Source organism: Acinetobacter sp. (assembly GCF_045628685.1).
GTDB lineage: Bacteria > Pseudomonadota > Gammaproteobacteria > Pseudomonadales > Moraxellaceae > Acinetobacter.
Genome location: NZ_JAZQPV010000135.1, coordinates 1 through 14,128, shown reverse-complemented (window position 1 = coordinate 14,128; position 14,128 = coordinate 1). Strand labels below are relative to the sequence as shown.

Sequence of the window (14,128 nt, the reverse complement as noted above, 5' to 3'; positions counted from 1 at the left end):
ATGCCTGGCCCATTCCTCCTATATGCCGAATTGATTTTCAATAAATTCACTCACCGACTTAAAAATTTTGTGAGTGATATCGGTATTTTCATCAGAAGAAAATCATTCTATTATTTCCTGTAGTTTCATTTCGATTGCCTTATGACGACTGGAGTGAGAGCCTCAACGACTTCAATATCCGACAACTGAGCTGCTGATTGGAGAATCTCATCAAAGCCTGCCTCAACGGTGAAGAGAGAACCGAACGAGTTCGTTGAGTAGACTGGCACGAGAACGACCGATGCAACATCAATAGGCAGACGCTGGTGGATAAGAGAAATGAGTTTCGTTGCGTAGAACGAATCACCAAAATCCCATCCGTCAATGTCAAAGAACGTGTTGATGACGTTCAGAATCTCTTCCTTGATTCGTTCATTGGTGAGGGTCGCCGACTGTGAGCGCACGACCTTGAAGCGAGCACGAAGCTGTGGCTCAGCCAATCCGCCGAACAGCAGGCGGATCTTACCAGGGTGCAGTACAACCGTGTCCGATAACATCTTGTTGTTCAGTAGATAACCATACGAGTTTCTGAGTTCAAGAGGGGTCGGAGCAGTAGGAGCATATGGGGAGATTCCACGAACGTAATTGATGACGTTATCGTAGTAACCACGGGTCATGATGTACGCGTCATGGATGTTCGTCACTGACGGGTCGATGATGTTTGTAAACGGTGAGAAGTGCTGCCACATGAAGTCAAGTCCAGTCTCACCGCCTGCGCGAAGTACAGGCATGCGTTGTCGACGGCCATAGGTTAACGTCTTGTCAATAAACGCTCCAGGGGCCCAACGATTTGGTTGCCGTGCTTCTGACATAAGAAGAGTATCACTCTCCTGGATAATATATGATGGGTTTGATGCGAGGAAGTACTCATAGCTACCTGCTGAGAATGTCTCAAATTGAAGAAGCCGATCAGGCACAAGGTCGCCGCTGTCATCTTCTTGAAGAAGATCTGAGGGAACAACTTCAAGGCTATGTAGATCAACAACCCCATTGTTGTCCTTAATTGCACCAATGACATCATAGGTCTGGCTTTTACCTAAAACCCGTGGAGTTTCACTAGAATCTAAATTTGAACGCAGAACCTTAATGTTATCATAAACACGATTCTTCGTATCATTGTCAATAATCTGACTAACCGAATTAAACCAAAACTTAGTGTTAGGTGAAGTAACACTTAACTTCAGTGTGCGGTTATGAATCTCATAACCGATGATGTTGTTTGATGGGGCTTGGCGTAGCTTGTGCACAAAGATAAGCCAACCATGTTGCGCCAAGCGGTCCTCGCTAGTATCAGTGGTAAAGAGCAGCTCATCGCCTTCCCTGATCTGTCCACCGTTGTAATGCTCAAGAGCTGAAGTGCCGATAACTTCCCACCAACCATTAAGGTTGACCTCAGCACGAACGCGAGGAGCCAAATTTTCAAGAATAAATGCATCACCAGGTTCAAGTGAGGATGACCATACCCGGAAAAATGGTGTAGACGTTGAAGCATTTTCAGTCTTGACATCATACCACTCCGAAGCATTTTGGGAGTTTCCGATTGTCGCTGAAGGAAGCGTGCCACGCAGGTTACTTCTCACGTAGAGGGTTACACCGTCTGCTGCAACCTCAAGCGTCCACACCTCTTCATCAGAGAGTGAGCGGAACGTTGGTGAAATTTCAATACCGCCTTGACCTATCATTGCAGTATAACGGTGATAGCGGAGAGCAAAATCATCCTGTTCAGCGATTGGTTGCAGCCCTGACCCAATATCACCGGGAGGGAACTTGTTCACCCCGTCAATTGTACGCGGAACAGTTGCCGCGTAGATACGCGAATCATCTTTTGGGAATAGATCAGGATCAGGAATACGCGCAAGAATTGACCCATTTGCATCCTGCACGTATTCAATAGGTTCACCATACCAGTGTCGATCAATTAATCCCTGGAGAGTCGTCTTTTCCTTGAGGGACCCGTCAGCACTAGCTGACTTGTAAATGAGGGACACAGGCCCACCGCCATAAGTGAAGTACTTCCCTCCTCGATTATCCTCGATAAATTTACGACGTGGTGAACTTACCACCCCTTTAGTGATAGGGTCAGTTGCTGAAATGTGCAGCATCATGTTGATGATGCCGCTTGAGTTTAGAAGTGGCTCAATAATCGAGTCAATCAGTGCTTGACCTGATACAGAGGTTGTTTGGGATTCAATTCCCAGGGTGTAACGCATTGAAGCATCGTCACCATACAACTTTACGTTCTCGTAGGTTCCCGATGCGTCATTCCAGTCAATGTATTTTGGCTGTCCAGCGAACGTTCTGTTGATTGCCTTAACACGGATAATTGTTGGGTCCTTGAGCAGGTACGTGTTGTAGTCCTGCCCGTTCACCATCCGGTTTTGCGCATAGTACGTAGATGGAGCAGAACGACGAATGTGCTCAATTGTTTCTGTACCTGCGCCGTTCTGCAACGTCGTGGTCAAACTGAAGGTCATGGTGCAACGTTCAGTATTTCCCGATGTTGAAGCATAGGTGAAGCCGAACACCTCATCAACCACTTTGTTTTTTTGTATAACTATTGATCGATTTGCTGATTGCCGCATCCAGAAACGAAACATTCCTTGCGGCATGTCAGAGAAATCACCATCCCCAAAGATTACAGTGATTTGATCATTTTCACGTGTATCAACTTCAAATTTCTTGCGCGTGCTGCGGTCATCATTGAAAACTAGATTTTGTTCTGAAATGGTTTCTACCTGAGACCAGCGCTCAGCGACCATATCATTTTCAATCTTTTGTACCCAAACGTCAGTGTGATTAACGTTAGTTGAATCAAAATCAATTCGACGATCAGGCATGCTATCACGAATATCATAATCAATTCTAGTCAACGTTCCCTGTTTAACGTAACCAAGAAAGCCAGTGTAATCAGAACCATCGCCAATTCCGTCATTAGAATAAATGAGCGACATCGCTGAGGTTAGATCAGGTTCACGTTCAAATGGGCCATTTGCATCAACGTCAGCTGGTACAATTTCCATTGGATAGGAGTCTTGGCCGGCTGAAGCAGTAAAAGGAAACACCCCATTTCTGAGAGATGCTGGATCATTACGAAGTGAATAAAGATCCATCACCACGTCGCCAATTTGGAATGTCTTTGACGGTTGGCCAAAGCGATTGTTCAGAACTCGGTTCATCACGAGGATGAACTGCTCCTTCCAATTAGCATTATTTGGGTCATTCCACGTGATCGTCAGGCCAGCAAGGTCAGTGCCTCGGCTGTCAAGAATCCGCTCCGAGGTTGTCACGCTATTGATCTTCACTAGCCCACGGACAGGGATATTGCGGGTTGCCTTGTATGAGATCAGCTTTGCAAGGCGAAGGATTGATTGCTTCCTCTGTGCTGTCGTGATGAAGTTTTCATGTGCAACCATGTCTACACGATAGGCGAGCTGCTCGGCAATGTATGCGAACATCTCCAGCATCGCGATGTACTCTGACGACTCAATGTAATCGTTAAATACTTCTGGGTAATATGTACGGGTGTAATCGATCAGCGATTGCTTGATCGAATCAAAGTCATATGAGACAAAGCTAACCCCCGTGAAGGCAGAGTATATTTTGTCCCAGGACTCAGAACTGTAAGTTGTGCGTAAAGCCATTTTTTATCCTATTTGGTGTTGTTCTATTTATGACTTCAACATAAGGAAATTTGGGTCAGTTAGGCGTTAAAGCCTGCGGTAAATTCTCTGGATCAAATAGCTTCATCATTAACTCGCAGAAGGAAATTCAAGTCGTAGGGTGTCAATAATTCCAAGCTCAATGTACTTCAAGTCAAGCAAGGCAATGATCGCATTGTTGTCAGGTAGGGGGAGCACAGCGATATTAAGAAGCTCGACACGAACATCATAGTCCACAACTGCGCGAAGGTCCTCCTCTATTGCTTGTAAGGTATAGTCATCCATCGGCTCAAATGCCATCAAGGGAATTCTAGTACCAAACCCAGGCATCATTACGCGTTCCCCTTTCAGGGTATAGATGTGATTAAGAAGGTCCCGGTTGATCAGGTCTTTACCAGTCAACTGAAATCCTTTTTTACCAGCAAATGTTGAAAAGCCGAAGTAATTTGACATTATTTTTTCCAGTGTGGACCGCGTTTGCCAACGGAAGCAGGACGTTCCCATGGTTCGTGATTTGGCGTAATCGATGGGTTGTCTGCACAAGGTGCAGCGCCTGCCTTTGGCCCATTGAGGTGGATCTGACTCCCTGTCGCAAGAATGCTTCCCGCGGCAAGTATGTTGAATGTATCACCACTTTGAATATTTATAACGCTGCCAGACATTGAAAGATCACCACACGCGGAAAATCGCCCGTGACCACCAGCCCCAAGGTTGATATCTCCACCTGCGGCAAGGTTGATATCTCCACCTGCGGTTACATTGAAATCTGCACCGGCGGATATTGAGACGCTTGCGCCGCCGTAGACATGAATGTGCCCATCACTGTCCATCTCGAACCAAGAATTTCCTTTTGCTGTTGAGATGTAGATGCGCTCATTTGCATCATCAAAAATTACCTGGTGCCCATCGGCTGACTTCAGCCTCAACCGTGAGTTTGAGGGATTGTCCTGGAAAAGGATTGTATGGTTACTAGGCGTCGTAAAACAATAGGTCTGGGGCTCAAGCCCCGCAGAAGTCAAGCTCTTTTGATAACCTTCACTACCATCCTTTACGTCCTTGTCCTGCGCTACCTGACGCTCATAAGAGCCACGAGTCCTAGCCTGCGGTGAATCAAGCTGACCCCCAAATTGATCATTTAGATTATTTGTCTGCGGCTCAACTGGATCAAATGTATCCGAAACAGGAGCTGGGCCAAAGTCAGCTCTGTTTCGGCCAACCGGTATCGAACGATTTCCATGATCACCAAAAACAGAACCTAGATAGTAACGTCTGTTCACATCTCCATACATCATCGCGATGACTACCTTTGCCCCAACCCGCGGTACCGCCCAAAACCCATATGATTTTAATCCACCAGTTACTGCTCCGTTGCTTCCGCCAGGGTGTTCATTGACTTGCCCAGCAAGCGGTGAAACGTACGATGCCCAAGGGATGACGTCATCTGTGTAGGTGTCGCCGTCAATTGCAGGGCACCAAACCTTAATGCGGCCCATCTGTTGTGGATCATCATTTGAGATAACTAGCCCTTCTACAATACTGTAGCTCATAGCTTTTTTGGTTCCTGTGGTTTATTGCGTGGGTTTAGCGTACCTGCAAGTGAAAGTTCCTGAGTAAACTTATGGCCTTCGATGTTGTTTACCACCTTCATAACTTGAAAGAAATTATTTTGAAACAATAGCTCGGCAAATTCACCACCCATGAGCTGTGCCCCCGTTCTAAAATCTATTTTCGGCCCTTTTACGTTAATGAGCACAAAAACAGGGGTGGTAGAAAAATGATTATTTCCTAAAGTTGCTGCAACTTTAAACTTAGCGCCCTCTTTTACAATCTCCTGCACAATGACGCCATCACCAGCGCTTCGTTTATTATTTTCAAGGATGCTTCGCTCGAAATTTTCACGATAGGTGCTTTTCACTGTGGTATCAATTCGGGATTCCACAGTCTTTCCAGCTGTTGGCGAAACAGTAACATCACTCACGTGCTGCTGAAAACTTGTTTGGAAGAACTTCGTCATGATATCAGGGTTACCGCGAATGGTCAGCTGGGCTTCATAAGCTTGCTGCGTGTAGTGCATTGACAGATTTCGCATGTACTTCTGCGAAATCGCTATATCCCGTTTCTCACTATCTGCCGTTGTAAGGCTAGTGTATTTCTTAAAATTTGAAAGTTCATCAGCAGTGTTTCGCGGAATAAGAATAGGATCATAGGCACGGAGTTTAATTAGTTCGCCGTTCTCGTCCACGCCACTACCTTTAGTCGCGTCTTTTGCATTTTTATTTTCAAAAACATTTGGCCCAATGTTTAAGTCTGATTGAAGAAGCAACATCAATTCTTGAAATTTCACATCAAAAGAAAGAATATCTTTGTTGTTGCCAGTAAATACATAATCAAATTCAGCATAGTTCTTTGGTATAAGTGCACCATCGTCGAGAGACGTAAAGTACTTTTTGTAGGCCTCACCGTCAGCAGCCTGTTTTCCCTTTACAGGAACAATATTTGGCACCTCGAATGGGACTACATCAACATGGACTGTTACGTATTGATCATTACTGGTGATGCCTACAAAGTGCTTGTAGAAGGTAACTGAATCCTTGTTTTTTACGCCCGCTCCAAGCTCAGCAATGTCCTTCACTTGACTGAATATAATGTCAAGAACCTCAGTGATTCTAAGTCCAGCCGCAACAGAAAGATTTGTGTCAAGGGGCTGTCCAGTTTTTGCATCCTTAGTTCCCTTACCGTTCGTTTTCACTAAGTCAGCGTTCGCTTTTTCTCTTTTAAAGATTGTTTCTGTCGCAGCGGCAGTTGCTGCTCCACTAAATGGAAATCGTTCCCATTCCTTAGGAATGGTGATCATGTATGTAACTAGACGCCCGTATGGTTGACCGTTTTTTGTTTTACCGGTGCTTTGCATAGTAGACTGAACTTCCGCATAATATGCTGCTGAAGCATTATTCAACTGCGTTTCAAAGCTGTTAATGATATCACCGAGGAAATTAGTTCCCTTTCCTGTAAAATACCGAGATGCAGTTCCTATGTTAACCCAACGAGCATGGGCTCTCGTGTTAAAGTTCGCTGTGGGTTGCATTTTCATGGTGTATGTTCCTTTTCCTAATTCAAGGTTTAGCTGAATTGAAAAGAAAAGGCACGGCAAAGAGACGGATTGGACTGTTTCAGTTGTGCCCTCTGGCGTGTGACCGATGAAAATTATACGATGCACAAATACGATGCCATCAAAGCTTGTACCCATCTGCTCGTCAACAAGCCACTGTATAAAATTGACAAATGAAATACCGCTGTGATCAGTGAGAACCATTTCCATGTTAGTTGGGAGGTTCGTGTGGTCGTCAACATTGCCAATGAGTGTTTCATACTTTAAGTTATCAACGGTAAATTGCGAAAACTTCCGTGTATCAACCACAAGAAATGAATTTTGATTCACACCTGTTATAGGTTCACCTAATTGAGGAACATCATTGATTGCAGCAAGCGTTTTTACATTTTGACTGTCGTCAAGGAATGCTTTTGCGTCTTCTGTAGAGCGACATGCTACGATGATATGATGGATTGAGTAGGTTTGGAACCTATCTAAAGGATTATATAAAGTTGCCATATGGTTATACGATTGGTAGAATTGAAATGGGAACTTCACGCGCGGATGGAATCCCGCCGGTGCGTCCATCTAGAAGGGCATTGACCTTTTCAACTGTCGGAATTGTGATGGTTGCACCCTCAACAATCTCAGAATATGGATCTAAAATGCTGTTATACTGCGCGATAACCCACCATAACCTGGGTTCTCCAAGAAACATAGCTGCAACTAGATCAAGACGGCCTTCAAATCGCTTTTCAACCGTATAAAGCAAATCGCCAGGGCCTGACTGAAAAACACTTCGTTCCCACCATTCAAGTCGCCCCGTACTAACTTCAGTTATTCCGCCACTTACGTAACGTGATTTACGGCGCAAAACGCTGTTCTTTTCTTCACTCATGGTTTTACCGCCGCTACAGTTTGATCATCAATTTTATTAAAGGCCGCTCTCATATTTCCATTTCGGTAATCTTCTAAGCTAAAATTATTGAATTGATCAATGGAGTAACTTTCAACAAGGGTAATTGGTAAGTTTAAAATTGTTGGAAATGGCACGTAATTTCCATCTGCCTCTGATGGTATTGTTGTCGCAATATAGTCGACATCCTTTGGCCATGTCCATGTAAGCGAGGTGATAACTACTGGCACAGGCCCAATAAGGTCTCGTAACCCCTCAAGCATGAGGACTGGCGGCGGCGCACCAAGTTTCTGCATGAAACTTTGCCCAGTTTTCTGACCAAAAAACGGCTCCATCCAGCCACGTAATCTAACAAGACGTTTATAGTTCTCTGTGGCTTCGATGCTTGTTCTTGAAATAAGTGTCGCGTTAATTGTCCACTGTGTGCTTGAGCTGCCTTTATATTTTTGAAAAGCACCTGGAAACTGAGTAGGAGCAATTGGCTCATATTCAGAAGTGTGTGTTTCCTGCACTTCTGGCATAACTTCAAAGACGACTCGATTATCGGTTCCTACCTCTGTTAATCGAATCTTATGTGCGCGAACCCCAGTTACATTGACATTAGCTATGTCTTTTAATTGGGCAGCAGAGGGCGTAGCAGCTACGCTTGATGTACTGACTTGCTTCGTTGTGTCATTTGCTGTGAGCTTATTAAACGGGGTCTGTGTGCCAAAAGTACTCTTTGCTACCTTTGCGGCGTCTACAATTTTTGGCAAGGGAGTCGAATCCCAATCCCCACTGGCCCCTCCACCATCAAATGTTCCACCTCCACCTTTTACTGCCATTTTACGCCTCCTTAGGCGTGTTAAGTGACGCCTTAACTTTGTTGAACATGATTTTAGCCAACTTTGGTTTATCTTCAAGTCCAACTATTGCTGCAAATTCTTCTTCATATCCAAGTTCGGCGGCGCGGCGTGCCATTGAACCAGAAACTTCTGTTACATCAATGTCTGTGCCGCCCTTCAAGTCGCCAAGCGCTTTTTCCATTGTGCTCTTTTTATCATTAGACTTCCCGTCTTGGCCTTCTCTTTCTAGCCCAGGGATAGCAACGTGCTTGATTGCATTCCCGCTTTTATCCTTGAAGTATTTGTCCAATAGTTCCATGTACCTGTGGATACGGTCAGACCCCGCCGCTACAGCGATTGGCTCGAAACCAACTTTGCGCACTTCCTCAAAGGCCGCAAAAGCTGAGGAAGCTGTAATGAAGATGACACCATTAGCTTTACCAGAACCACTCATGAACTTGATACGTTCCTCTGCAGTTAGTGGATTCTGTGTCTTGTCCTTGCTCGTTTTCTCGCCCTCTATGACAACTACTACCGGAGTTGCAGAAAGCTGCAACTCCGGGTTCTGGCGAATGAATCTCTTCATTACGTTAATGACCTTATAGTGGCCAGCTGTTGGGGGTTGAAATCTCCCAATAGCGACAGCGGCCCGGGTCTTTTGCTGACCAACAGTTGATTCAAAAATGTCCATGTCTGCCTCTTTGTGTTTTGATATTTATGGGATGTGCAAACTTGCTTGATTCACACTTCAATTTTGGTGGGCTCTGTTACAAATGATATAATAACATTACGTCGCTACTATTACCACTTTGAAAGGTGAATCATGGCGACGACTAAACGCGCAAAATCAACTACCACTAGAGGGCATTACGTTACCAATGCCCAACTTTTAGAAGCAATCGCAGCAGATAAAGCAAATAATAACACGCTGAGCCCAAAGCTGGCGGGTTACCTCCACAAGATCGCTGAGCGCTATTCGTTCAGCTCCTCATTTGGTGGCTACTCATTCCGTGAGGACATGGTGTCGTTCGCAGTTGTGAACCTCTGCGCGAACTGGTATAAGTTTGACCCTGAAAAGTCCGACAATCCTTTCGCCTTCTACACTACGGCCGCCTATCGTTCCTTCCTTCAATACTTAGCTGACGAGAAGAAACAACGTGACATACGAGATCAGATGCTCGTTGAGGCAGGCGCCAACCCATCGTTCTCGTACCAAGATCGTAACAAGACCTCGCAAACTTCTGATGACACAGCTTTCCGCACACCGTCCAAGGAAGAGTAATCTAATGAACGACAAGTTTTGCGTTTATCTCTATCGTGATCCAAAGAATGGCATTCTGCGATATGTGGGTGAAGGATCCTTGTCTAGGCCTTTTGATCATTTCAAGAGGTCTAAAAATGCTAAGTTTAGTAATATGCTAAAGAAGCGTGTATTAGAAGGATATGATCCGAAACCTGTTATAATTCCAGCATTATCTAAACAAGACGCACAAGAGATGGAAGGTTTGTTGATTCAGTTAATAGGTCGTGAGGATTTAGGTTTAGGAACGTTGTATAATCTTACAGATAGGCATGGCGGAGTAGGGCGTGTTCAATCTGTTAAAGAACGACAAAAACGATCCATCATCACTAAAGAAAATTATAAAAATGCTAAAAAGAAACAAAATCATCTTATTGGGTGTAATTCTGAAACAGCCAAAAGAAACAATAGTGCAGCCCAACAAGCACATTGGTCTAAACCAGGAGAGCGTGAAAAAGCGTCTATAAGGATAAAAGAGCATTTTCGTAATGGTAGAAAGACGAACAGCGAAAGCATAAAGAAGTATTTTTCTGATCCTAAAGCTCGAGAAAAGAATTCAAAAGCACAACTTTTAGCTCAAAATCGACCCGAAGTATTAGAAAAGCGGCAAAAGCATTGCACAATAGATGGCGGCAAAACGATCTTTTCTTCATGCCGACAGTTAATTGATACGTTAGGACAAGGTCAAAATGGATATGGATCACCAAATTTCTGCTGGGTCATCAATGAAACTCTTGTCCCGAGAAAAAATTAAAATTAAGAAACTTGCAATGTTCACAGATGCGCACTTTGGGTGCAGGAATAACTCATTACAGCATCTTGAAGATTGCTTAGAATATATTGATTGGTTCATAGAAAAGGTGAAGGAAGAAAAACCATCGCACATCGCTTTCCTAGGCGATTGGTATGAAAATCGAAATGCAATTAATGTTAGAACGCAGCAGGCTTCACATATTGCTGCAAGAAAATTAAATGATCTAGGTATTCCTATTATATTCATTGTAGGCAATCACGATTTGTATCATCGAAGCGATAGAAGTATTTTTTCTACAGATCCATTTGGAGACCTGGAAAACTTCCTGCTCGTAAGTGAACCGATGGAGCTGAACAAGGACTGGTTTGTTGCGCCGTTCATGTTCCGTCAGGAGTACCCAAGCTTGGTAGCTGACATCAACTCCCACAAGTACATCCTCGGTCACTTCGAGTTCCGTAACTTCGTGGTCACCGGTGACACTCGTTTGATGGAGCACGGTCCTGATGCGTCTGACTTTGAAGGTCCTGAGTACATCTTCTCGGGCCACTTCCACAAACGTCAGGCCAACAAGAACATCGTTTACATCGGCAACCCATTCCCGACCAACTTCGGCGACGCAGGTGACAAGGCACGTGGCTGCTGCATCTTTGATGTGGAGAAGAACGACGTTTACTTCCACGACTGGGATGACGCTCCTCTGTTCTTCAAGACCCGTCTGTCACGCGTTATCGGTGGCGAGTGTGACTTCCCGAAGAAAGCACGTGTTCGTTGCATCCTCGACATGGACATCGGCTATTCAGACGTGCAGGCACTTCGTGATGAGATGATCAAGGGCATGGCGCTCCGTGAGTTCTCGGTTGAGGAGGACCTCGCTGCTAGGAAAGAGCTGATTGCAGAAGGCCTGGACATTGAGGGAGATTTGGACCTTTCATCGCTCGATAACACGGTTCGGCAGCTGATCACCGAAGGTGTCGCCCCTTCTAATACAATCGACCCACAGGTCCTGATCCATCTCTATGAGGAGTTATAGATAAGAAATAGCCCAACCTTCAATTCTAGATTTTTTCTTTGAGCCTGATTTGACAACACCATCCCCTTTCAATGCTTTTCTAAATCCTGAAAGGGGATGGTTATTATCTTGACAAAAAATTGTCAAATTATTAGTTACGAATTCAGCCCCATCGGGTGACGTGATCAAGTAACTTTTTTGATTTGCTTCCCATGCTTTAGACATAGATTCGGGGGTGCGTTTGTTTGTGCCAGCTTTTCTTTTTTCTTCAATAGTTGCGTACCATTTTTTACGACGTTCATCAGACCAAGTCGTACCCCAATTTGGATTATTTTCTCCAGTATTGAGATGTGAAAGAAGTTCTTTGGTACGTGCGGTCATGACCCAGCCACCAATACCACCATGACGCCCGTTGAACAGAATTCCACCTTCAGGCTTAATTCCAATAAATCGTGTAAGCACGCCTTCCATATCAAAGGCGTGATCTTCATCATCAGCATCTAGTGAAATGATAGGAACATCTGTAAAACCTAAGCGTCTCATTCCAACACACCAATCGTGGAGCAATTCCCCTGAATGTGGTTTTGCATCTACGTCTTTAAGCACATCGTTGATATGTCGTGCTCGATACTTATCACCTTTTCCCACATAAACTGGCTGAAAAAGAAGCGAACAGAATGGAGTGGTAAATCGACCGGGCTTCCTGGGATCAAGTGCAATGTAGGTTACATGCATGATAAAATATCCTTAAATAATTTCCTATGCTTATAGGGAAAGGTACAAAGTTATATATGTCTACTCCACTCATTTTTAAAACTATTACTCTGAGGAATTTTCTCTCGTTTGGAAACGTGGAAAGCGTTGTCGATCTTGATGGGCAGGGAACGGTGACTGTTACCGGAGAGAACCATGACCAAGGTGGTTCCAATGGTGCAGGCAAATGCCTTTATCCTGAAACTCGTATAAATATTCGGGTAAAAGGTGTTATACAAACGATTACTATAGGAGAGCTTTATGAGCTTGCAAGGGAAATGGAATCACACACGAGCTGAGATAATTTCACAAACTCTTAGTAAGTATGTAGATTTACATCCAGAGATGATAGTTAAATTAACACTGTTGCTTGAATCCATCTCTGAACTTAATAAAGGCGTTGCATCAACATGTGTGAGTAATCAGTTAGGTCGTCTGTCTCCTGTTCCTCAAACTTCAGAAAAGTATTGGCTTCAACGCGGTTGGACTGCTGAAGAAGCAATTCTAAAGGGCCGAGAAAGAAAACTTGCAGGCGTTCGAAAAACAGATAATATTTTGTCCCCATTTGGGCGTGAACGCTGGCTTGTAAAAATTAATCCAAATACTGGAGTATTCTATACTGTTGAGGAGGCAGATCGAGAACGTAACAGCCTCCGTCCAATTAGAAAGGAATATTGGCTTGCTCGAGGCAAATCTGAGGATGAAGCAGTCGAGCAAGCGAAGGAAGCAAAAGATAAGAATAATCGAAATGGTGGTACAAAAGATAGCAAATACGCCCAGCGTACTATCGGTTATTACATCGTTCGTGGGCATACACAAGAAGAAGCTGAAAAGTTGCTAGCTGAAGCACAGGCAACATTTTCACTAGAAAAACTTGTAAAGAAATATGGTGAAGAGGAAGGAAAGCGGCGCTGGAAAGAGCGACAAGATAAGTGGCAGAAGACTCTGAATGATAAACCATTCGAGGAACAAGAAGCCATTAATCAGAAAAAGACTTATAAGAAAGGTCAATCTACAATTTCTAAAAAATTATTCACCCAAATACACCAATCGGGTGCGCGTTGGGGGAAAAAGTCTGAAGATAATAGTGGTGAAATGATGGTAGTTCTTTCTGAGAAAAAGAAAGCTATGATTGATTTTTCATTAGGCAATAAGCTTATTGAGTTCTATGGAGATTACTGGCACGCAAATCCAAAGAAATATAAATCAGGTGATAAGATTTACCAAGGTGGAACGCGAAAATACACACTCGTTGAAAATAAATGGGAAGAAGACTTTAAGCGTGAAGCCCGTTTAAAAGAGCTTGGTTATGAACTTCATATTGTTTGGGAAGATGACTTCCGAAAAAACCCAGAAAAGGTAATCAAAGAATGCAAGAACTTTCTCAATTCATAACGCGTAAGTTTACCGACGTCATCTCTCTTTCAGATATTGAAATTGAGACAGATACCGGTTGGCACCAAGTTACTGCGATTGCAAAAACTGTTCCTTACGCAGGTTTTCAACTTACAACTGAAACCGGGTTAACACTAAAATGTGCAGATGATCATATTGTCTTTCTTGAAGACATGTCTCAAGTTTTTGTAAAAAATCTTACTTCAGGAGATAAGATCACGACCGTTAACGGTACTGAGACGGTGATACAGTTGCTTGACCTACAAGAAGAAGTAGAAATGTTTGATATCGCTGTCAATAGCGGTGATCATCGATTCTATTCAAATGGAATTCTATCGCACAATACAACGATCATCAATGCCTTATGCTATGCCCTCTACAACAAGCC

14 protein-coding genes are annotated in these 14,128 nt (G+C 43.9%); 6 read left to right on the top strand and 8 right to left on the bottom strand.

Annotated elements, in window-relative coordinates:
- Positions 1 to 125: 125 nt before the first annotated feature.
- The 7 genes from ACKI4H_RS18000 to ACKI4H_RS17970 form a co-directional block, all read right to left on the bottom strand.
- Complete coding sequence (locus ACKI4H_RS18000) at positions 126 to 3,680, bottom strand: hypothetical protein (RefSeq protein ID WP_407308212.1); 3,555 nt, start codon at positions 3,678 to 3,680, stop codon at positions 126 to 128.
- Between the two features lie 108 nt (positions 3,681 to 3,788).
- Positions 3,789 to 4,151 carry a GPW/gp25 family protein gene (locus tag ACKI4H_RS17995; RefSeq protein ID WP_407308210.1) on the bottom strand — a complete coding sequence of 121 codons (363 nt, stop codon included), beginning with the start codon at positions 4,149 to 4,151 and terminating at the stop codon, positions 3,789 to 3,791.
- A complete protein-coding gene (locus ACKI4H_RS17990) occupies positions 4,151 to 5,245 on the bottom strand; it encodes a phage baseplate assembly protein V (RefSeq protein ID WP_407308208.1) in 1,095 nt (364 codons plus the stop codon). The genes ACKI4H_RS17995 and ACKI4H_RS17990 overlap by 1 nt, the downstream gene beginning before the upstream one ends.
- Positions 5,242 to 7,308 (bottom strand): hypothetical protein, encoded by a 2,067-nt coding sequence (locus tag ACKI4H_RS17985; protein ID WP_407308205.1) that lies wholly within the window; start codon positions 7,306 to 7,308, stop codon positions 5,242 to 5,244. The genes ACKI4H_RS17990 and ACKI4H_RS17985 overlap by 4 nt, the downstream gene beginning before the upstream one ends.
- A 4-nt stretch (positions 7,309 to 7,312) precedes the next feature.
- On the bottom strand, positions 7,313 to 7,687 hold the full coding sequence (locus ACKI4H_RS17980; RefSeq protein WP_407308203.1) for a hypothetical protein: 375 nt from the start codon (positions 7,685 to 7,687) through the stop codon (positions 7,313 to 7,315).
- Positions 7,684 to 8,529, bottom strand: coding sequence for a hypothetical protein (locus ACKI4H_RS17975; RefSeq protein ID WP_407308201.1), 846 nt, complete (start codon positions 8,527 to 8,529; stop codon positions 7,684 to 7,686). The genes ACKI4H_RS17980 and ACKI4H_RS17975 overlap by 4 nt, the downstream gene beginning before the upstream one ends.
- A 1-nt stretch (position 8,530) precedes the next feature.
- Positions 8,531 to 9,220, bottom strand: a complete 690-nt coding sequence (locus ACKI4H_RS17970; protein ID WP_407308199.1) for a hypothetical protein — start codon at positions 9,218 to 9,220, stop codon at positions 8,531 to 8,533.
- Between the two features lie 132 nt (positions 9,221 to 9,352).
- On the opposite strand from ACKI4H_RS17970, the gene ACKI4H_RS17965 reads away from it, so the two are divergent.
- From ACKI4H_RS17965 to ACKI4H_RS17955, 3 genes are read left to right on the top strand one after another with little or no spacing between them, the layout of a single operon-like run.
- Positions 9,353 to 9,811, top strand: coding sequence for a hypothetical protein (locus ACKI4H_RS17965; protein ID WP_407308197.1), 459 nt, complete (start codon positions 9,353 to 9,355; stop codon positions 9,809 to 9,811).
- A gap of 4 nt (positions 9,812 to 9,815) precedes the next feature.
- A complete protein-coding gene (locus tag ACKI4H_RS17960) occupies positions 9,816 to 10,583 on the top strand; it encodes a hypothetical protein (RefSeq protein WP_407308194.1) in 768 nt (255 codons plus the stop codon).
- Positions 10,519 to 11,613 (top strand): metallophosphoesterase, encoded by a 1,095-nt coding sequence (locus tag ACKI4H_RS17955; protein ID WP_407308192.1) that lies wholly within the window; start codon positions 10,519 to 10,521, stop codon positions 11,611 to 11,613. The genes ACKI4H_RS17960 and ACKI4H_RS17955 overlap by 65 nt, the downstream gene beginning before the upstream one ends.
- On the opposite strand, the gene ACKI4H_RS17950 is transcribed toward ACKI4H_RS17955, so the two are convergent.
- Positions 11,608 to 12,327, bottom strand: a complete 720-nt coding sequence (locus ACKI4H_RS17950; RefSeq protein ID WP_407308190.1) for an NUMOD3 domain-containing DNA-binding protein — start codon at positions 12,325 to 12,327, stop codon at positions 11,608 to 11,610. The genes ACKI4H_RS17955 and ACKI4H_RS17950 overlap by 6 nt on opposite strands.
- A 56-nt stretch (positions 12,328 to 12,383) precedes the next feature.
- Between ACKI4H_RS17950 and ACKI4H_RS17945 the strand changes: the two genes are divergently transcribed.
- The 3 genes from ACKI4H_RS17945 to ACKI4H_RS17935 form a co-directional block, all read left to right on the top strand.
- A complete protein-coding gene (locus ACKI4H_RS17945; RefSeq protein WP_407308188.1) occupies positions 12,384 to 12,644 on the top strand; it encodes a hypothetical protein in 261 nt (86 codons plus the stop codon).
- A complete protein-coding gene (locus ACKI4H_RS17940) occupies positions 12,607 to 13,740 on the top strand; it encodes a hypothetical protein (protein ID WP_407308185.1) in 1,134 nt (377 codons plus the stop codon). Before ACKI4H_RS17945 ends, ACKI4H_RS17940 begins: the two co-directional genes overlap by 38 nt.
- Positions 13,716 to 14,128, top strand: a 413-nt coding sequence (locus tag ACKI4H_RS17935; RefSeq protein WP_407308183.1) for a Hint domain-containing protein, incomplete at its 3' end; no start/stop codon positions are given. The genes ACKI4H_RS17940 and ACKI4H_RS17935, both read left to right, overlap by 25 nt.

Excerpts from the sequence above, each read along its gene's own strand:
- ACKI4H_RS17980 (WP_407308203.1), bottom strand. The coding sequence starts at position 7,687 with ATGAGTGAAGAAAAGAACAGCGTTTTGCGCCGTAAATCACGTTACGTA.
- ACKI4H_RS17990 (WP_407308208.1), bottom strand. The coding sequence starts at position 5,245 with ATGAGCTACAGTATTGTAGAAGGGCTAGTTATCTCAAATGATGATCCA.
- ACKI4H_RS17985 (WP_407308205.1), bottom strand. The coding sequence starts at position 7,308 with ATGGCAACTTTATATAATCCTTTAGATAGGTTCCAAACCTACTCAATC.
- ACKI4H_RS17960 (WP_407308194.1), top strand. The coding sequence starts at position 9,816 with ATGAACGACAAGTTTTGCGTTTATCTCTATCGTGATCCAAAGAATGGC.
- ACKI4H_RS17965 (WP_407308197.1), top strand. The coding sequence starts at position 9,353 with ATGGCGACGACTAAACGCGCAAAATCAACTACCACTAGAGGGCATTAC.
- ACKI4H_RS17995 (WP_407308210.1), bottom strand. The coding sequence starts at position 4,151 with ATGTCAAATTACTTCGGCTTTTCAACATTTGCTGGTAAAAAAGGATTT.
- ACKI4H_RS17940 (WP_407308185.1), top strand. The coding sequence starts at position 12,607 with ATGAGCTTGCAAGGGAAATGGAATCACACACGAGCTGAGATAATTTCA.
- ACKI4H_RS17955 (WP_407308192.1), top strand. The coding sequence starts at position 10,519 with ATGGATATGGATCACCAAATTTCTGCTGGGTCATCAATGAAACTCTTG.
- ACKI4H_RS17970 (WP_407308199.1), bottom strand. The coding sequence starts at position 9,220 with ATGGACATTTTTGAATCAACTGTTGGTCAGCAAAAGACCCGGGCCGCT.
- ACKI4H_RS17945 (WP_407308188.1), top strand. The coding sequence starts at position 12,384 with ATGTCTACTCCACTCATTTTTAAAACTATTACTCTGAGGAATTTTCTC.
- ACKI4H_RS18000 (WP_407308212.1), bottom strand. The coding sequence starts at position 3,680 with ATGGCTTTACGCACAACTTACAGTTCTGAGTCCTGGGACAAAATATAC.
- ACKI4H_RS17950 (WP_407308190.1), bottom strand. The coding sequence starts at position 12,327 with ATGCATGTAACCTACATTGCACTTGATCCCAGGAAGCCCGGTCGATTT.
- ACKI4H_RS17975 (WP_407308201.1), bottom strand. The coding sequence starts at position 8,529 with ATGGCAGTAAAAGGTGGAGGTGGAACATTTGATGGTGGAGGGGCCAGT.